General features: G+C 45.3%; 18 protein-coding genes. 1 reads left to right on the top strand and 17 read right to left on the bottom strand.

Translation table 11 applies throughout. The annotated features are described in order from the left end of the window. Positions 1–425 precede the first annotated feature (425 nt). From RQP52_RS23690 to RQP52_RS23700, 3 genes are all read right to left on the bottom strand, one after another. Positions 426–1,472 (bottom strand): S-layer homology domain-containing protein, encoded by a 1,047-nt coding sequence (locus RQP52_RS23690; RefSeq protein ID WP_315954141.1) that lies wholly within the window; start codon positions 1,470–1,472, stop codon positions 426–428. 177 nt (positions 1,473–1,649) lie between these two features. Then, positions 1,650–2,402, bottom strand: coding sequence for a pseudouridine synthase (locus tag RQP52_RS23695; protein ID WP_315954142.1), 753 nt, complete (start codon positions 2,400–2,402; stop codon positions 1,650–1,652). Positions 2,403–2,408: 6 nt separating this feature from the next. Then, positions 2,409–3,902 carry an RsmB/NOP family class I SAM-dependent RNA methyltransferase gene (locus RQP52_RS23700; protein WP_315954143.1) on the bottom strand — a complete coding sequence of 498 codons (1,494 nt, stop codon included), beginning with the start codon at positions 3,900–3,902 and terminating at the stop codon, positions 2,409–2,411. 146 nt (positions 3,903–4,048) lie between these two features. Here RQP52_RS23700 and RQP52_RS23705 point away from each other — a divergent pair, with 146 nt between their 5' ends. Then, positions 4,049–4,558, top strand: coding sequence for a thioredoxin family protein (locus tag RQP52_RS23705; protein ID WP_127454514.1), 510 nt, complete (start codon positions 4,049–4,051; stop codon positions 4,556–4,558). Between the two features lie 42 nt (positions 4,559–4,600). Here RQP52_RS23705 and RQP52_RS23710 read toward each other — a convergent pair whose 3' ends face one another. The 14 genes from RQP52_RS23710 to RQP52_RS23775 all read right to left on the bottom strand — a co-directional run bounded on the left by RQP52_RS23710 (position 4,601) and on the right by RQP52_RS23775 (position 18,305). Further along, positions 4,601–5,698: a GerAB/ArcD/ProY family transporter gene (locus tag RQP52_RS23710; RefSeq protein ID WP_315954144.1), complete on the bottom strand. Its 1,098-nt coding sequence runs from the start codon at positions 5,696–5,698 to the stop codon at positions 4,601–4,603. Between the two features lie 11 nt (positions 5,699–5,709). Then, entirely contained in the window at positions 5,710–5,943 is a 234-nt protein-coding gene (locus RQP52_RS23715; protein ID WP_315954145.1) for a hypothetical protein, read from the bottom strand. Between the two features lie 4 nt (positions 5,944–5,947). Further along, positions 5,948–7,147, bottom strand: a complete 1,200-nt coding sequence (locus RQP52_RS23720) for a Ger(x)C family spore germination protein (protein ID WP_315954146.1) — start codon at positions 7,145–7,147, stop codon at positions 5,948–5,950. 14 nt (positions 7,148–7,161) lie between these two features. Beyond that, entirely contained in the window at positions 7,162–8,757 is a 1,596-nt protein-coding gene (locus RQP52_RS23725; protein ID WP_315954147.1) for a spore germination protein, read from the bottom strand. Positions 8,758–8,917: 160 nt separating this feature from the next. Beyond that, positions 8,918–9,703 (bottom strand): ABC transporter permease, encoded by a 786-nt coding sequence (locus tag RQP52_RS23730; RefSeq protein WP_315954148.1) that lies wholly within the window; start codon positions 9,701–9,703, stop codon positions 8,918–8,920. 19 nt (positions 9,704–9,722) lie between these two features. After that, positions 9,723–10,538 (bottom strand): ABC transporter permease, encoded by an 816-nt coding sequence (locus RQP52_RS23735; RefSeq protein WP_315954149.1) that lies wholly within the window; start codon positions 10,536–10,538, stop codon positions 9,723–9,725. Continuing rightward, positions 10,535–11,539, bottom strand: coding sequence for an ABC transporter ATP-binding protein (locus RQP52_RS23740; protein ID WP_315954150.1), 1,005 nt, complete (start codon positions 11,537–11,539; stop codon positions 10,535–10,537). The genes RQP52_RS23735 and RQP52_RS23740 overlap by 4 nt, the downstream gene beginning before the upstream one ends. After that, the gene (locus RQP52_RS23745) at positions 11,532–11,957 is read right to left on the bottom strand and encodes a DUF309 domain-containing protein (RefSeq protein WP_315954151.1); all 426 of its coding nucleotides are present in this window, start codon (positions 11,955–11,957) and stop codon (positions 11,532–11,534) included. The genes RQP52_RS23740 and RQP52_RS23745 overlap by 8 nt, the downstream gene beginning before the upstream one ends. Positions 11,958–11,960: 3 nt before the next feature. Then, positions 11,961–12,758 carry a GTP pyrophosphokinase gene (locus tag RQP52_RS23750; RefSeq protein WP_127454532.1) on the bottom strand — a complete coding sequence of 266 codons (798 nt, stop codon included), beginning with the start codon at positions 12,756–12,758 and terminating at the stop codon, positions 11,961–11,963. Positions 12,759–12,784: 26 nt separating this feature from the next. After that, a complete protein-coding gene (locus RQP52_RS23755; RefSeq protein WP_157322616.1) occupies positions 12,785–13,882 on the bottom strand; it encodes a quinone-dependent dihydroorotate dehydrogenase in 1,098 nt (365 codons plus the stop codon). Positions 13,883–14,035: 153 nt separating this feature from the next. Further along, positions 14,036–14,869 (bottom strand): PRD domain-containing protein, encoded by an 834-nt coding sequence (locus RQP52_RS23760; protein WP_157322619.1) that lies wholly within the window; start codon positions 14,867–14,869, stop codon positions 14,036–14,038. A 57-nt stretch (positions 14,870–14,926) separates the two neighbouring features. Next, the gene (locus tag RQP52_RS23765; RefSeq protein ID WP_315954152.1) at positions 14,927–16,375 is read right to left on the bottom strand and encodes a PTS transporter subunit EIIC; all 1,449 of its coding nucleotides are present in this window, start codon (positions 16,373–16,375) and stop codon (positions 14,927–14,929) included. A gap of 138 nt (positions 16,376–16,513) precedes the next feature. Then, positions 16,514–17,353 carry a carbohydrate ABC transporter permease gene (locus tag RQP52_RS23770; protein ID WP_315954153.1) on the bottom strand — a complete coding sequence of 280 codons (840 nt, stop codon included), beginning with the start codon at positions 17,351–17,353 and terminating at the stop codon, positions 16,514–16,516. 46 nt (positions 17,354–17,399) lie between these two features. Further along, entirely contained in the window at positions 17,400–18,305 is a 906-nt protein-coding gene (locus RQP52_RS23775; protein ID WP_315954154.1) for a carbohydrate ABC transporter permease, read from the bottom strand. Positions 18,306–18,391 lie beyond the last annotated feature (86 nt).

Raw genomic sequence — 18,391 nt, forward strand, 5'->3', positions numbered from 1 at the left:
TTGTTTTGCTCCCCTTATGTTCCCATATTTGTCCTGCAGGCTGTCGATATATTTGATGCATCGGTTTAGTTTCAGACTTACCATATACAACTTTTCTATCACCACTTAAATCGTTAACCATTATAGAAGTTCCTGAAAAGGAAACACTCGAAGAACTGATTTGATTATTATTAAATAACGTTACATTTGTTATGTTTCCAGATACTAAGTTGCTAATCTCTCTAGTAAAACTCTTATTTGCTGATGCTGAATACTGTATCTCAACAGGAGTCTCAGTGTATGCACCTACTTCGAAGTTATAATATAGCCTCTTTAAACTGGCTGCTTGGACTTCGCTTGTTTCAAAAAATGAAGATAGAACTTCGAAGTGTAGTAAGAAAACCAATACAAGAAATATTACTTTTCTCAAAATGAGTTTCACCCTCTTATTTATTTGCAATAACAGTGTGTTTGCCGAGAATATCAAATTCTATAGTTTTAGATGCTAAATCTTTCTTCCCAGCAAAAGCTACAAATCCCATTTGCACTTGTGGTTTATTAAAAATAATCCATCGTTTCAGTTGTTCTGTATTCATTAGAAGTTGATTAGTAGTATCTAATAGTGTTAGGAGCTGGTATGGATGCAACTCACGATATTTATTAACTCCAGATTCACTAACAGTTACAGTAAAGTATGCTAATACGACTATATTTTTATTTTTGTCTGTTTCTCTATACCAACTATCCATATTAATCAATTTCATATAAGGATCATCAGGATCCGATGGATCAGCAATGATTAATTGGTTCAACTTCACTGTCACACCAGTGCCGTAAGGCCACTCAGTCCCTACTTCTCTCGCCTTCAACCCCAACATAGTCCCCACATTACTCCCAGTTGCAGCAATCTCAGCCGCACTCGCCGCGTACTTATCAACCTGTAAATTCTCTCCGTTCTTGGTTGCAAGAATCCGCTCAATGATCGTAATCGCCTGAGCACGCGTACTAGTTCCATACACGTCCAAGTCAGTCCTACTTACACCATGAATTAGCCCCATTTTCGTAGAATCAACCATAGATCCTTTCAATGTCTTATCGACACTTCGCACACTCAAAATAGACATCTCAAACCTTTGCAGCGGTTCGTTATACCGTTCTGGAAACTCAGCAGGAATAATTCCCTGCGACTTCAAACGATCCACATAGGGCTGAAACCACCCATCCCCCTCAATTTTATTGACCTTCTCCCCCATGGCCATTGCTAACATTTTGATAAATTCAGCACGACTGATCGGGACATCAGGTTTAAAAGTGCCATCTTCGTAACCGTCAACGTACTTCTTTTGAACGGCATTTTGAATAGAAGATTCAGCCCAATGCTGGTATGTGTCTTTGAATAGCGTGGGGCTCTGTGCAGAAGAATTCATGACATCATAGCCAATGGTTATTGCGCAAAGTACTGTCATTCCTAATACAGAATATCTTTTTCTCATAAATAACCCCTCTTTCCTGACTAACAGGATACAATTTTGGTAACAAACGCCTAAAAAAACATAAAAAACCACCCTGCCATCGCAATGAACGAAACTCAACGATGACATGGGCGGTTCTTCCGCACGAAATATTTGTATTACTCCAAAAATACCATATACTAGTATTTTTGTAAATCACTAATTTTGAAACTCGTGGGCATTTCTCAGAGCAGTAAGCTCCTCGTCCGTTAACTCTCTCACTTGGCCTAATGCTAGGTTTGGATCCAAAGCAAGAGGGCCCATGGAAATGCGTTTTAAGTAGGCAACTCTCTTGTCTACAGCTTGAAACATTCGCTTCACCTGATGAAACTTACCTTCCATAATCGTCAACTCAATCTCGGAAAGCACTCCATTAGCTTGCTTACCGACGCTTAGAATTTTTAAGATACCCGGCAGCGTCTCATACCCATCATCCAAGGTCACTCCATGCGAAAATGCCTCGATATCCTTCTCGGTAACCTCCCACTCAACCTTAGCAAAATAAGTTTTAGGGACGTGCTTACGAGGAGAAAGCAGGTTGTGCGCAAGCTTTCCGTCATTGGTAAGCAAGAGAAAGCCTTCGGTATCCTTATCTAATCGACCTACTGGGAAAACTTCAAATGGCGCATATGCCGTGTCCAATAAATCCACTACGGTACGATCACGATTGTCCTCAGTAGCGGAAACCACGCCTTGCGGTTTATTCATCATCAGGTAAACGAATTCCCTGTAACGCACGGTCTCACCGTTTACCTGGATGATGTCCTTATCGGGATTGACCTGCATCCCGCTGTCTTTGATTTTCGCGCCGTTCACATAAATTGCGCCTTCCTTAGCAAGGCGCTTGAGTTCAGAGCGCGAACCAATGCCCACGTGGGCGAGTATTTTATCGAGCCGTTGCGTTTGTTTCATGACCGCTTAGGTCCACCTCCAGCCGGGCGGGTATTCGTTTTTCAGCATCCCGTCGATCCATTTGCCCCAGCCGACGGGATGTTCGTCAATGCAGACAAGGCAGTAGCCTTTGGCTGCCTTGGTCACTTCCGGGTCGCGGATAATCTCGCTCTCCGCGACTTCGAGCGTCTCGCCCTTCAGGTACCGAAGGGCTCGCTCGTCGCTCGAAGCCAAGCTCAGCGCTCGCTTGGCTTCGCGCAAACGCAGTCCCATGGCTAGCGCATGGGACGGCTCGAATCGGCCGCGGTGCAGCGCGCCGATGTACCAACCGGGCCGCACGACTTTCAGTCCGTGCAGCTCGGGCAAACCCGCCGGCGACGCATACGCGTGCTCGCCGTAACAGACCAGCCGCAAAGCGGCGAAAGGCTCGCTGCGCAGCAGCTCGTCTTCGAACGCCTGAAGCGGCTCCAAGCTCACGCGGGACTCCGTCCCCGCGCGGCCCTTCCCACGCAGCGCATCACGACCGCCGCGTCCCACTTTCGATACCGACACTACGTCGGCATCCTGCCTTTCCCCAAAACCAACGCCACTCCTCAGCACAGCAACATAATGCCCCTCACCGCGCAACCGATGCGGCCAAAGCCGTGCAGTCCCCGCGACTGCTTCCCGAGCCTGAGCGGAATAAGTCTCCTCACACCAAGGTTCACGCAGCCAACCCGGCTGTCCATGGTCGAAACGGTCAATCGGCACCACATCAAACGCAGGATGTTTGTCCAAAAACTCTGCAATCTGCGCCTCGTTCTCCTCCGGTGAGAACGTACAGGTTGAGTACACAATTGTTCCGCCAGGTGCCAGCATTTGCGCCGCTTGTCCAAGCAATTCCCGCTGCATAGCGGCAAATTCCTGTACAGAATGGCGCTCCCACTGCTGCATCATATCCTCTTCCTTGCGGAACATGCCTTCCCCTGAACAAGGGGCGTCTATTAATATTTTATCAAAATAGCCTTGAAACACATTCAGCATCCGCTCAGGCCGTTCATTCAAAACAACGGCATTCCGAACACCAAAAAGCTCTAAATTTTTGACCAGCGCCTTCACCCGGTCTGAGTGGTTGTCATTCACGACAAGCACTCCCTCGCCCTGAAGTTTTGCAGCAATTTGAGTAGACTTCCCGCCGGGAGCTGCACACAAATCGAGCACTCTTTCGCCTGGTTGAACCTGAAGCAGCTCTACCGGCGCCATGGCGCTAGGCTCTTGAATATAATAAAGTCCTGCATGATAATAGGGATGCTTGCCAGGACGTTCTCCTTCTTCATAGTAAAACCCTTCAGACGCCCATGGCACAGGTTCCAATGCGAAAGGACTTTTATCCAGAAAATCCGCTTTCGTGATTTTACTTGTATTTACCCTCAAACCATAAGATCTTGCTTGGTCGTAAGAGGCCAGAAAGCGTTCAAACTCGTCTTCCCCTAATAAATCAATCATTTTATCCCTAAATAAGGGAGGCAGCTGTTTCGTCATCCGACATCTTCTCTTTCCTCTTTTATCTTCGCTATTATAGCTGAACTGTCACGAAACAGCCAATTATTTTCAAAATCTGAACAGGATATGCTATACTTTTTATCGAAAATAGTAGTTAGTATACAAGACAAGATGAGGTGCATGAAATGAAGAAGCTGCTTATTTATCTAGGCATTGTCGTTATTTTATTCGGGGGTTTATATTTCGTTAATCAACAGTCTACCAAATCATCAGATCAAGCCAATGCCGGTAATCCTTACGGTGTTGCGGCATCCAAGCTAAATCCCGAAACGGTGAAACAATTAAACGATCCGAACTACCAGAACCTAATTCTGCCTAAAGATCTCGATCAAAGGCTGAAAAACAAAGAAACCTTTTTTCAGTATTACTATGCATCCACTTGCCCGCACTGCAAAATAACGACTCCTGTCCTTGTTCCTATTGAAAAAGAGCTCGGTATTGATGTCAAACAGTTCAATTTGGAAGAATTCAAAGACGGTTGGGAGAAATACAAAGTTGACTCCACACCGACCCTGATTTACTACAAAGACGGCAAAGAAGTGGATCGCATCGTTGGCGGTGTTCCTGAAGCCGGCGCAACAGGCGGTAATACACCTGAAATGTTTAAAGCTTTTTTCCAGAAATACAAAGGTTAATAAGTACGGCAAAAGCAGCGGATAACGCTGCTTTTTTTCATTCTAATGGCTGTCTCTCTTTTTTCGAATCATAGCTAGGCCTAAGAGTAATAAGGGGATGACGAGCCCGAACGTTCCCGAGTAAAAGAGCCATATTTTAGATGCAAACTTGATAAAATAGGCGACATTCGGATAGGCGACAACCGACAGCACAACTAAAGTCATTCCCAAAGGAATATAGAGCTGCCGGATTTCACTCAGTTTAAAAACCTCTCCCAAGGCCACAGCAGACGCATACAGGCATAACGTTAGCTTAAAGTAAATAGTAATAAACCAAATCCCCGCCATGACAACCTCTAGACGTTCGAGGAAGCTGCCAATGGATATTCTTCTGGCTAATGAGAAGCTGGGATACATTTGGACCGATGTTAAATCGTCCCCTAGCACAAGAATAGAAAGAAGCGAAATGATAACAATCAAGGAGCCTCCGATGGAAACTCCTGCAAGAAACGCTTTTCCCAGCTTTTTGGTTTGATTGACGAAAGGTAGAATCATTAAAAAGACAACCAGTTCCAGATAAGGAGTGCCAATGAGGGGAAGGGAAGCACGTACAATCGGTTTGAAGCCATATCCAAGTATTGGCATTATGTTGTTTACTTTCATTTGCGTTGGCAGCAGGATGAACATGAGGAAGAAAAAGAGCAGCACCCATGGCAGGAAGATTTCCGATGTACGCGTAAAGGTTTCCAGTCCGTTTCGAATGCCCAAAATGACGATCGCCAAAAAGAAGATATGCGTAAATTGCAGCGGTGTATCAACAAGGACTTGGGTTGAAATAAAATCACCCAGATTACGAAGCACCAACGCGGCTAAAATGAAAAAAAAGCAGAAATAGAGCAAGCCGACGGCTTTCCCCACCCATTTTCCCATTAACTCCTCACAGTATTTAACCAGCGTTTGCTGAGGAAAGCGTTGACCAAGAGCCTGGTATAAGATAACAAGCAGCAGACCTGCTAGGAGTCCTAAAATGGCGGCAATCCAAGCATCCTGTTTGGCATCATAGGCAAGTCCCGAAGGAGCGATGAGGATAGCGCTGCCAATCGTAAATAAAGTAGTCAATATCGTAAACTGGTGAACACCTATCCTACCCTTCTCAAACATGTAACTCACCTCTATTTTAGAATGCCAAAAACAAATCGACTGACCGGTTGATAGACGTATGTAATCCATTCCAGCGGATTCGGAAGCTTCACTCTCTCAAATTGCAGAACGCAAAGCACGGATCCTATGAATAAAAGCGATGAAAATACCCAGATTTCCGGGATTTGTTGTTTGCGCATTAGCTGCGGGAGCTCAATCAACCCCGCGAGAGTCGCAATGATCAAAACCGTGACGATAACTCCCATGTCTTCACTCCTCTTCGCGGCGCATTATGATAGAGTTATTCGTTGTTCCTAGACGGCGTATGTGTAAATCTGCGGAGATATTTACTTGCAGCTTGGCGAATTCATTCTGCCAATCAGGCTCCATCTCTTTCCACAGCTTAGGGGACGCATCTTCAATCACCTCACCAAAACCGAAAATATCCGCTTTATTTTCTTTGGCTTTGTTAATGGAAGCATACATCACTTTTTTCAGGGATTTGACAGCGGTTTGCTCAAGTTCATGAATTGTCTCCGGGTCCAATAAATCGATCTCACACTGAACTTCACTTACATTTTCCTCTAAAATGACATGCACATTGATTTCAGGCTTCCCGTTTTTCACTACTCCTTTCATCTTGGACTTTGAACGAATAATTTCTACGGTTATCGTTCCGCCTTTGGGACATGCCAAATGCCCCATCGTGCTTTTGACGTTACCAACGATATAGTTGTATCCTTTGCTCTCGTCCTCACTAAGCCAATCAATTAATTTATCTTGCTTAAACAGCGCTAGCCCGGTGTACTGCAAGTTCGTGATTGGATTTGTCTCCGCTAGGGAGGATTTCGAGTTTCCCTTATTGGGATCTCCCTCGATTCGAATACCGGTTAACACCGATTCCGTCGTTGGTTCACTAAGCTTCGTTATGAACTGATCAATACGAACACTGACCGTTGGTGCCCACGCCTTTTCTGACGTTTCTAACGTCTTGAACATTTTGTTTGCTGGAATCCTCTCAATCGGCGTCAATATTTGCAGCACTTTGGATGCCGTTGTACCTCGGGCAACGATGATGTAAAAATCAGATCGGATTTCATGATCTCTGGTGATGCCATCCAAGACTTTAGCAACCCCTTCACGTGCAAGTTCCTCACCGATTACGACAATACGCAAATGGGATGCGAATAATTTACGCGGAGCCGAAGTCGTTAATTTCCTTGCCGCTTCCAGAATTGAAATTCCTCTCGCTGACAGCGTTGTGATGGGCGTACTGTAGCCTGCTCCCTTTTTTGATGCCACCTCATTAGGGTTCACAATTTGCGCAGTTACCAAGTATTCATCTCCGCTTTTATCGAAGCCCACACCAACCGTAATAGCCAAATCATTCAATTCATGCCGATCCCAACACCCTGAGAGTACAAGACCAAGTAAGCTTAGCGTACACAGTATACGACCTAATCTTTTCATTGGCCGATCCCCCTTTATCTTCGTTTTGGTTTGGTTGTCGGGGTATTGTTTTCGCGAATAATATTCTTCTGGTTAATAAATCGTGGCCTGGAGAAAAGGCTCCATTGTGGCAATCTGAGAATGGTGTCCTTCTGGTCAGCCATTACGAACGGAGCCATCGGAGACATGTACGGAACCCCGAATGAACGCAGCGAGCATAGATGTTGAACCATGGCGATTAAGCCCACGGTAATGCCAAATAGGCCAAAAGTAGCCGCAAATATCATCAAAATAAACCGGATAATACGTATAGGAATCCCCATACTGAAAGCTGGAATAACAAAGTTCGCGATCGCAGTAATTGCCACGACAATGACCATTGCCGGTGAAACCAATCCTGCATCTACGGCTCCTTGCCCGATAACAAGCGCACCTACGATGGATACGGCTTGACCTACCGTTTTAGGCAGTCGAACACCGGCTTCACGCAGGATTTCAAACGTCACTTCCATCAATAAGGCTTCCACAAAGGCAGGAAAAGGAATGCCTTCCCGCTGCGCCGCTAAGTTAAATAATAGTGAGCTGGGCACAAGTTCTTGATGAAACGTGGTCATTGCGATATAGAACGAGGGTGCCATCAAAGAGATGAAAAAACACATATATCGCAGCATGCGAATCAATGTCGCAAATTCAGCCCGCTGATAATAGTCCTCCGAAGATTGAAAAAACTGTGTAAAAATAACAGGGGCCTCGAGCACAAAGGGGGTTCCATCCACTAGAATGGCGACGCGCCCCTCCAATAAGCCAGATGCAATCACATCAGGACGCTCGGTATTGTAGATCGTTGGGAACGGCGTGAACGTTTCATCCTGAATCAGTTCCTCGATATTGCCGCTTTCAAGAATGCCGTCAATATCAATGCGCTCAAGCCGTTGCCGTACCTCATCTACAATTTTGTCATTCACAATCCCGTTAATGTACATCATCGAAACCGTTGTTTGCGTAACTCTACCTATTGTCATGCTCTCCAGCCACAAATTCGGGCTTTTGATACGCTTACGAATAAGAGAAATGTTCGTTCCTATCGACTCTGTAAAACCATCACGTGGTCCTCTCACAACAGACTGTGTCATCGGTTCCTCTACCGATCGCTGTTGTTCGGAAGCTGTATTCACGGATAATACCTGTGTATAAATATCGACAAAAATGACGGTTTCGCCTGACAAAATCCGATAACATACCTCTTGGTAGTCATGGATGGTTCTGACTTCCCCTAAGGTCTGAAGGATATTCGTCATTAAATCAGGCAGCTCATAGAAACCTGTTTCCAAAGCTTCCACAATTTCAGCCGATTTGGCGCTCAAGCCGTTCATGATATCCTGAAATAAGTTTTTGTCCACCATCTGCTCAAGAAAGGCGAAACCAACTCTGTAGTTGGCATCCAATTCCAAGTACATTTCCCCCGTCTTAAGATCGTCGCTGTTGCCAAAGGTCGCTTTGATCTGTGCGATATTCAATTGGCTGTCGCTAAGGAGGCTTATATGCGAAATAGGATCATCGTGCTCCTGGGAGCGCGTGCTTGGAATTCTTTTATGATTGAATAGTTGATGTAGCGTCTTGGACCAAAACATTGTTATTCTCGCCACCACCAAGCTCTTTTTGAAATCCGTTCATCTTGTGGGAAGTTTTCCCTTCCACCCTCAAAATTATGTATAAAGAACCCGTGACGAAGGAAAAAGGACCTCTGCCCCATAAGGCGAGAAGTCCTTTTAATTGCTACTACATTCATTTTCAACTGCTTGCACTTGTATAATGCCGCAAGGCGAATTTCCATAAAATACGTGTCAGCGTCAAACAAATAACTGCAATGGCGACACTCGAGGCAACTTGCCAAGGGCTAATACGTCCAATTAGCGCGGAAGCAGGAAAGGTTGTGATAAAAGCAATCGGAAATATATACGTTAACGTGAAGCGTAAAAAACCTTTATACACAGAAACCGGAAACCTTGCCGTTTCAAAAAATGAGCTGAATAAATAAGACAAGTTATCTACTTTGACTGCCCAGAAAGAAAACATCATCATCCCCATCCAAAGCGAATAAACGACGACAAGAGCTGCTAGAAATACGATAGCAAACTGGATCAACTCGACGAAGCTTGGTAAGGCATTAAGCTGCCAAAGTGCATAAGCAACTAAGCCAAATCCGAGCACAACGTCAGATAAGCGCCAGAAAACAAGATGCCTGAAACTAATATAAAACTGGCTATCTACCGGTTTCGTCAGAACAAAGTCCAATGTCCCTTTGCGAATATGATTAACAAGTCGCGACATATTAGGCTGTAGGATAAATTCTATAAAACCATGCACCGCATTGAATATGCCAAGCAAGACAAGCACTTCATAGAAATCCCAACCACCAATTTCCTGTGTCCGATAAAAATATAATTGCACAGTCAGGATCGCCATCGCCAGCCAAAACACGGTTGACAACATATTCGCTGCAAAATTAGCGCGATACTCAAACTCCTCCACCAAGCACGCACGCATAAATTCTCGAAATAGCCGAACATATTTCATCGCAGGGTCCCTCCCATCCTCATCCGCCTACAGCGCCATATTTCTTAATCCCTTTTCTCCACAGCAATCGAAATGTTATGAATAGCAGGATGAGCCAAGCAAGTTGAATCGTGAAGTTATGAAGGATTACGGGAGACCCCACCTCGATTTTACCTACCAGGAGTTCTACGGGGAAACCAACTGTACCGTAGAAGGGCAACCAAGCAGCAACCTTTTCAACCCATGAGGGAAACATGCTTAGAGGCGCGATTCGACCTGCAAGAAAGAGATGAAAGCCCTCGTAAAGGCTGTAAATCGCCGTGGCACGATTGGTCCAAAAGGCAAACAAGCCAAACTCAAAGCCGATCAGAAAACGGATGGCTGAGGACACCACGATAGCGCATATAAAAAGTAGCATTATTTCCCAGGAAATTGTTATCCTTAACACAGGGAATAAAGCTGCGGCAATCGCCCACGCCGGGATTAAGAGAAACGCGAAAAACAGTTTGTACACCAGATTTTGCGAGATGCTCCAATGTACGGGGTGGAAAGGGCGAACTAGTTTTGATGACAACGAGCCATCCTGAATACTGGCGTCCAACTCCCATACATCCCAAGTGCTCGTTAAACGGTCAACAACAAGAACACCAAGAAAATACACCATATAATCGTGAGCATCATACCCGCCGATAGCTTGATTGTTGCTGATCGACAGCCACACCGCCATGGAAACAAGAGGCTGTATAAAAGCGCCAACCATCCAGATCAGCGACTCACTGCGGTACGCAAACATCACCGCCCACTCCACCCGAATCAAGATGCGATATTTATGCCAAAATAGTGCTAATCCCTTCATGCTCCGGCGCTTCCCCCTTCGGTCCTTGCCTCAAATGCTTGGGCAATCACCGATTCCATGGATGGATCCTCGATCGTCAAATCCAGCACATTCAGCTTGGATAAAAGCTTTGCCGAAAGCTCCGAAACTTGCTCTCTAGGAACATCCACATCAAGATCCGGAAACGCATAGTGGACTATCGTTCCCATCCCGTGGACAACATCCTCAAGCTCTCGCTCATGCGCACGTTGAGCCAATTGAAGACGAATACGCTTGTTAGGCGCGTACTTGTCTATCAATTGATGGATCGCTCCATCATATAACAGACGGCCTTTACCGATGACAAGGACGCGTTCACATAATGCTGTTACATCTGCCATATAATGGCTGGTGAGCAGAATGGTCGCTTTATATTTACGGCTGTAATCTTGAATGAACCGGCGCATGACTTCCTGCATATTCACGTCCAGCCCAATCGTCGGCTCATCGAGAAACACGATTCTTGGCCGGTGCAGAAGCGCAGCAGCCAGCTCACATTTCATCCTCTCTCCTAGCGAGAGCTGCCTAACCGGCTTGCGGATAACTTCCTCCAACTCGAGAAGCTGTACCAAGTCCCCCAAGGTCTCATCGTAGATGTGATCGGGGATTTCGTAGATAACCTTGTTAACGAGAAACGTTTCTGCTGCGGGAAGATCCCAAATCAATTGGCTTTTCTGCCCCATGACCAGAGAAATCTGCTTCTTGAACTCTTTTTTATGCTGAAAAGGAACAAAACCGCCTACATTCACTTCACCACCTGAAGGATGCAGCAGTCCTGTGAGCACTTTCATCGTGGTCGTTTTACCAGCCCCGTTTGGTCCAAGAAAGGCGACGATTTCTCCTTCAGGGATGAAGAAGGATACATCATCTACGGCTTTCACCGTACGGAACTTACGGTGGAACAAGCTTTTAAGGGAAGCGATGAAGCCCGGCTCCCGTTCGTGCACTTGATACCATTTGCTCAGCTTACGAACCTCAATCATGGCCTTCCTCCTCATGCTGGGGTGGATGCTGTTTCATTTCAACCAGAAGATCGCGTAATTCCGGGTCTAAGAGATGAATGGTTAGATCATACGGTGCGAAGGGTTCTTCCTTGATCCGGTGCAGTTTCGATACATAAGTGTTGCTTTCTTCGATCAATTTTCCTAAATCGATTCCAAGGGAATCCGCCGGATATGGAGCCAACTTATCCAAACCTGCACTAAAAAGCTTAATGGAACCGCTTACGTTTCCATTCGCATGATGATAAAGGCCCACTGCAATCTGCAGTAGACCTTGATATAGAGGGCTCCGGCCTTCTTCCAGCCAAAGCTCCTCCATCACTTCATGGCATTCAAAATAATCGCGCAGCTCGTTAAAATAATATAAGTAAGCTACATATAATCGATCGTAAGCAGCCATAGATCAGTTTTGATCTCCTTTTTTCGCTCGGGCGATTGCAGCTTCAAGATCGGAGGACAAGTCGCTTAAACCGTCCTCCGTTTCCCAAATTTCGTTGAATCTCAGCTGAAATTGCGCTGCTTCCCGAACTCTGTGATAGAAATAAAGCTCCTGTATGTTGCTGAGCACTTTATTGACTAAGTTCGAGTTATCCTCAAACATTTTCTGCGATTCAACGATTTCCCCGCGAATGCTGGACATTTCCTGATCCAACAGGTAGGCAGCCTCTGCCGCCTTGCTCAAACGAGCCCTAACATCAGCCGGCAATTGCTCTTTATATTTATAATTCAAGGAATGTTCGATGGTAGCCCAGAAGTTCATGGCAAGTGTTCGAATTTGCACCTCGGCTAGTATTCGCTTCATTCCTAATGCCGTTTGTACCGGATATTCGATAATGATATGAAAACTACGATATCCGCTTGGTTTCTTATTGGTAATATAATCTTTCTCGTAGACAATACTCATATCCTGCCTGCTACGAATGAGTTCAGCCAGACGTTCAATGTCCGCAACAAACTGACACATAATCCGAATACCTGCAATGTCCTCAATGCCGGATTCCAATTGATCCATCGGTACGTTCAAACGCTTCGCTTTTTCCAACATGCTGGATATTTTCTTAACGCGGCCAGTTACGAATTCAATGGGGGCATATTCTTCCCTGCTTTTGAGTTCGCCGCGCAGCGTTTTAAATTTTACCTTCAACTCTTCTACCGCTTGTTCGTAAGGCAGGAGAAATTTTTTCCAGTCTCGTCCATCCATTGATTTTTCCTCCATTCCAAATGAAGTCAGTTGTGATCTGCACCGATTGCCTGGGAAATATGAGTATACCCATCTTTTTTGAGTAAATCTTGAAGTCCACGATTAATGTTCGTAAGAATGCCTGGACCTTCATAGATTAATCCTGTATAAACTTCAACCAAGCTTGCGCCGGCACGAATTTTGTCATAAGCGTCTTTCGCCGTAAATATCCCGCCAGCCCCAATAATCGGAAGTTTGCCTTCCGTTAGTTGGTAGACGCGTCTAATGACCTCCGTAGATCGCTGTGTGAGCGGACTTCCACTAAGTCCACCTGCTTGCGAACGGTTCGCATGCACGAGTCCTGCTCTGCTCAGCGTCGTGTTCGTAGCAATGATTCCGGATACTCCACTGTCCTTGATCGTGTGCACGGTCAATTCCAACTCATCATCCGTAAGATCCGGCGCTATTTTCACAAGAACGGGCTTACCTGCATCGCCATTCTTTTTCTGTTGAAGCTGCATCTCGGCCGTAACCGCGTCAAGCAATCGCTTCAAATCATTCCCATGCTGTAAATTACGCAAGTCCGGCGTGTTTGGTGAGCTAATATTGACGACAAAGAAGTCGCCGTATGTATATAACTCCCGGATACAAGCCCGATAATCCTCTTCGGCCTGCTCATTTGGAGTCGTTTTGTTTTTACCGATATTGATGGCAACTGGGATATCACGCTTGCCTGTCTGTTGCAGGTTGTACGCCATCTCGTCCGTCCCAACATTGTTAAAACCCATCCGATTGATTAGCGCCTTGTCCTCGGGTAAACGAAATAACCGCGGCAGCTCATTGCCTGGTTGCGGCTTGGGAGTAATCGTTCCAACCTCCATGAATCCAAAACCTAACTGAGAAAAACCTTTAACTGCTTTTGCATTTTTGTCTAATCCTGCGGCCAAACCAACCGGATTGGCAAACTCCAGTCCCCATATACGCTGGTTCATAAGAGGAGAGTTCTGCACTCCGTACATGGATTTAAGTAATTGCGCTCCGCCTGGGAAACGAGTTACCGCACTTAGACCGTCAATGGTCAGATGATGCGCCTTCTCAGGGTCCATTCGAAACAAAATCGGTTTGGCTAACTTCTTATACAGCATGTCCTATGCACTCCGTTCTCTAATGACTCTAACAGTCAGTTTAGCTGACAATGTCCAATTATGCAATCCGAAGTAAGGCATAAACTTATTTTTTCAAACAAAAAATCCCTGCTCCATGAAGGTTGCAAGGGAATAAATTTCACTGACCAAACTCTATACTTCCGAGCGCAGAAGCAGCCGTTCCAGATGCATCGTTAGATAACCGGTTTCGTCGTCAGGCACTTCCAATTGAAGTGCATCGCTGAGCATAAGCGACAGGACTTTCGCCTTCACATAGGTGTCCCCGTACTCTTCTTTGATTTTATCCAGCAGCGTATTTTGAAGTGTCTTTTTTTGTTTCACCCGTTCAATGACACCTTTCAAATGACTGATGAAACGCAATGTGGAGAAAGAGTCGTCGAAATTAAAGCCTAATTCTTTGGCCGATTCGATCGTTTTCGATACGATTCTGACAACCGCCAGGGAATCCGAAGCCTGCTCCTTTTTGCGCGCACTATTAAAGTGCATCGTCAAAAAAGCGACCTCATCCTCCGGCAATTTGACATCGAGATGATCGTTAAGGAATTCGACTGACTTCTTGGCTACTTTGTATTCCTCCGGGTAGAGATAACCAATTTCATAGGCAAAAGGATTTGTGATGAAAATGCCTCGTTTCTGCCGCTCAACCGCAAAATTGATATGGTCTACTAATGAGGCATGAATCGTCTCCGAGAAATCACCTTCCAACATGCTCTGCGCGTAAGCGATAACCTCTTCGGTAATCCCGATAATTTTCACATCAACGGCGTTTAGAATTTGTTCGTAATTCCTGAGCACCTCTGATGTATGCAATAGGAATTCTTGCGTGATTTCCGCTTCATCTATCGGCATGCCCGGTGTCTTTTTAAAGCCGATCCCCTTACCGAAAGCTATCGAGTTTTTCCCTGATGTCAGATGCGCCATCACCACATTGTGTGAGAGTACATGAATGATCGTCCGTTCAATCATAAGACACCTCCCTTTCTTTGTTTCGGGGTCCCCTCTTACGTTGCTTTGTGGGGATAGTTAGGCTTGTCCTGATTTGTCTTTATGCATGTGAAGCATGGGTTTAATACTTTCTCGAATCTGCTCGGACTCCGTTCCGAATACAACGTGTACATTCCCTTTTCCAAGCCGGATAACCCCTATCGCGCCGAGATCTTTAAGTTCATTGTCCAACACAAGCTTCTCTTCATTAACCAGCAAGCGCAGTCGCGTAATGCAAGCGTCAATTGAAATGATGTTGGAAGGACCACCGATATGTTTTAAAATGCGGGTTGGACGATCTTCTTTTGTCTCAATTGGAGGACCTGCTTCCTCCGTTTCTATTTCAGCCGTTTCATCGCGGGTGGATACTTTGATCGGGAAGAAATACAGATACACCCGGAACGTTACATAATAGAGCAGAAAGTAACCTACGCCAACAATGAGAATGAGATAAGGGTTCGTGGAGATATGCCAATTCAGTACAAAATCTATAAATCCCGCTGAAAAACCAAAGCCCATTTTGACTTGAAGCACGTTCATAAGCAGCATCGAAATACCCGTTAAGCAGGCGTGAATGACGTATAAACCAGGAGCAACGAACATAAAGGCAAACTCGATCGGCTCCGTTACCCCTGTTAGAAAGCTGGTCAAACCGGCGCTTAGCAAAACGGGGACAACCAATGGTTTATTGACCGTCGGTGAACTTTTAATCAAAGCCAAGGCTGCTGCTGGAAGTCCGAACATAATCACGGGGTAAAATCCTGTCATAAACATGCCCGCTTCCGGGTCGCCTGCGAAAAATCTGGAGATATCGCCATGAACGATTTTGCCCGTTGCGGTGCTGTAATCCCCTATTTGGAACCATGCGATATTATTAATAATGTGATGCAAGCCGGTAGGAATCAGCAGACGATTCATCATGCCATAGATGAGAACGCCGATATTCCCATTATCAACAATCCATAATCCGATAACGCTAATCGATTTTTGTACCGGTGGCCAGATGGAGCCCATCAGCAGCCCTAGAAAAACCATGACCATCGCTGTTAGCAAAGGAACAAAACGCTTCCCTCCAAAAAAACCTAATGCTTTAGGCAGCTGTATATGCTGAAAACGATTAAAGAGAGAGGCAGACAGGACGCCGACAAGCATCCCTCCGAGGACCCCCATATCCAAGCGTTCAGCCGAATCCGTACCTGTATGAAAAAGCTGTAAAACATTATTAAACACGAGATACCCTACCGTTGCCGCCAATGCCGCGACGCCATCTCCGGACGTCAATCCGATGGCAATGCCGATAGCAAAGATTAAGGGTAAATTGTCAAAAATCGCGCTTCCGCCTGACTCAAAAATATGAGCCACCTGCATGAGAAAAGGATCACTAAACGTCATTTTGCCTATACGCAATAGAATGGATGCCGCCGGCAGCACCGCAATCGGAATCATTAAGGAACGTCCCATTTTTTGCAAAAGATACATCGATCTCATTATGTCTCACCTATTAAGCCCACAAGTTTGGCCGTTTCTTGTTTGCTCTTTCCTATCCCAATTATAGTAGAAAGAACACCCTCCCGAAAGGATAAAATCCTCTAGGATAAGGTGTTTTTTCTATGCAACAGTTTGCTGTTATTTCACCGCTCCCGCCGTAATCCCGCTTGCGATTTGGCGTTGGAAGATGATATAGACAATCAGGGTTGGGAGGGTTGTAATCAGAAGACCTGCGAACAACGGCCCCCACTCCACACGATACTGCATTTCCGCTTGCATAACGGCTAGACCGATTGGAAGTGTGTACTTGGTTGGCTCATTCGTTAAAACAACGCCCAAGAAATACTCGTTCCAGTTATTGAGCATATTCGTAATCATAACCGTAATCAGGCCCGGTTGTGACAACGGCAGCATGACTCGGAAGAAGGTACCGTAATGAGAGGTCCCGTCAATGATAGCGGCTTCTTCAATTTCTTTCGGCAGCGATTTGTAGAAACCAACCAACAGGAAGATTCCGAATGGCAGGTTCAGCGCCGCGTAGACAAGAATCAATCCCAACCATGTATTGATCAACTGCAAATCATTGAGCAAGAAGAACAGTGGGATCAAAGCCAATGCGAAAGGAATCATCATCGATGAGATATAAATCGTAAAAATAATTTTATTTCCTTTAAAATCATACCTCGCTAAAATGTACGCCGTCATCGCCGCAAGAATCATGCCAAGCAGGGTGCTTCCAGCAGTAACAATAATGGAGTTCAGAAAATAAGTGCTGAAGTTATATTTGCTCCATACATAGGAGAAGTTGGACCATAACAGTGGATATTTCGGCAGCGCCCACGGGGCATTCAGGAAAAATTGCTCATTATTTTTGAGTGCGTCGAGCAGTGTCCATAACAAAGGATACAGGACGGCGACGCCCCAAATCAGAAGAATGATCCAGACAATCATTTTGGCTAACGGATTTTTAATCTCCATAAAATGGTTCCCCCTCCTTCAGAATCTTTCTTTTTCTAAGATGACCTTAATGCATTTCGATTGTTTCCTGGCGCATGACGCGCTGCAGAATAAGGGTTGTGATCAGTGAGACGATTAGGATCATAACACCGATGGCCGCTCCATAACCGAAATGATATTGTTGAAAAGCCATCCGATACAGGTAAGATCCCATCACTTGGGTTGTATTGTCAGGCTGCCCGCCGTTCGTCATGAGTTGAACAATGACGAAGGAACCGTTGAGCGTTGTGATAACAATGTTAACAACCGAAACTTTAATTTGCTCCCAGATGAGCGGCATCGTAATGTTGCGAAATTGCGACCATTGACCGGCTCCATCTATATTAGCTGCTTCGTAATAGGAAGCAGGAATATTCACGATTGCAGCAATCATCAAGATCATGTAGAAACCGATACCAGCCCAGATCGTAGGCGGCAGTAACATCCAAATCGTATGTTGAGGAAAACCCAACCAAGTAATATCAACCTTTTCACCCGTAAATAGCGACAGGAAAGCATTCAGGAATCCAATTTGCGGATTGTAGATGAAGTTCCAGAGAACGCCGATAACAACGACTGAGATTACATTAGGGATAAAAAAGATGGCGCGGAAAAATCCGGACCCTTTCACTCTGAAGCGTGTCAAAGCGACTGCGAAGAACGTGGCCAGAATCATAATGCCAATTACTTTACCAACGACCAAGAAATAATCATTCCCGATGGCTCTAAGGATAATTGGGTCTTTAAAAATCTCTTTGAAATTGTCAAAACCGATAAACGTGCTGTTCTCCGACATTCCTGACCAATCATAAAATGACTTCTGCAAGGCCTGTATAACAGGGTAGATCGTGAACACACAGAAGAATAAAAAAGTCGGAATGATGAATGAAGCGATGAACATATTCCTTTTCCACACTTTTGACTTAGCCTTCATTCTATCCTCACCGTCCTATCATTAAAATGGCGGAGAACGCCTAGGGCACTTAGCCTTATTTGTTCTCCGCACTGCCTCATTCCGTT

This window comes from Paenibacillus violae (genome assembly GCF_032461945.1).
Lineage (GTDB): Bacteria > Bacillota > Bacilli > Paenibacillales > NBRC-103111 > Paenibacillus_E > Paenibacillus_E violae.

Coding starts and splice junctions, on each gene's coding strand:
- RQP52_RS23690 (WP_315954141.1), bottom strand. CDS start 1,472: ATGAGAAAAAGATATTCTGTATTAGGAATGACAGTACTTTGCGCAATA.
- RQP52_RS23695 (WP_315954142.1), bottom strand. CDS start 2,402: ATGAAACAAACGCAACGGCTCGATAAAATACTCGCCCACGTGGGCATT.
- RQP52_RS23700 (WP_315954143.1), bottom strand. CDS start 3,902: ATGACGAAACAGCTGCCTCCCTTATTTAGGGATAAAATGATTGATTTA.
- RQP52_RS23705 (WP_127454514.1), top strand. CDS start 4,049: ATGAAGAAGCTGCTTATTTATCTAGGCATTGTCGTTATTTTATTCGGG.
- RQP52_RS23710 (WP_315954144.1), bottom strand. CDS start 5,698: ATGTTTGAGAAGGGTAGGATAGGTGTTCACCAGTTTACGATATTGACT.
- RQP52_RS23715 (WP_315954145.1), bottom strand. CDS start 5,943: ATGGGAGTTATCGTCACGGTTTTGATCATTGCGACTCTCGCGGGGTTG.
- RQP52_RS23720 (WP_315954146.1), bottom strand. CDS start 7,147: ATGAAAAGATTAGGTCGTATACTGTGTACGCTAAGCTTACTTGGTCTT.
- RQP52_RS23725 (WP_315954147.1), bottom strand. CDS start 8,757: ATGTTTTGGTCCAAGACGCTACATCAACTATTCAATCATAAAAGAATT.
- RQP52_RS23730 (WP_315954148.1), bottom strand. CDS start 9,703: ATGAAATATGTTCGGCTATTTCGAGAATTTATGCGTGCGTGCTTGGTG.
- RQP52_RS23735 (WP_315954149.1), bottom strand. CDS start 10,538: ATGAAGGGATTAGCACTATTTTGGCATAAATATCGCATCTTGATTCGG.
- RQP52_RS23740 (WP_315954150.1), bottom strand. CDS start 11,539: ATGATTGAGGTTCGTAAGCTGAGCAAATGGTATCAAGTGCACGAACGG.
- RQP52_RS23745 (WP_315954151.1), bottom strand. CDS start 11,957: ATGGCTGCTTACGATCGATTATATGTAGCTTACTTATATTATTTTAAC.
- RQP52_RS23750 (WP_127454532.1), bottom strand. CDS start 12,758: ATGGATGGACGAGACTGGAAAAAATTTCTCCTGCCTTACGAACAAGCG.
- RQP52_RS23755 (WP_157322616.1), bottom strand. CDS start 13,882: ATGCTGTATAAGAAGTTAGCCAAACCGATTTTGTTTCGAATGGACCCT.
- RQP52_RS23760 (WP_157322619.1), bottom strand. CDS start 14,869: ATGATTGAACGGACGATCATTCATGTACTCTCACACAATGTGGTGATG.
- RQP52_RS23765 (WP_315954152.1), bottom strand. CDS start 16,375: ATGAGATCGATGTATCTTTTGCAAAAAATGGGACGTTCCTTAATGATT.
- RQP52_RS23770 (WP_315954153.1), bottom strand. CDS start 17,353: ATGGAGATTAAAAATCCGTTAGCCAAAATGATTGTCTGGATCATTCTT.
- RQP52_RS23775 (WP_315954154.1), bottom strand. CDS start 18,305: ATGAAGGCTAAGTCAAAAGTGTGGAAAAGGAATATGTTCATCGCTTCA.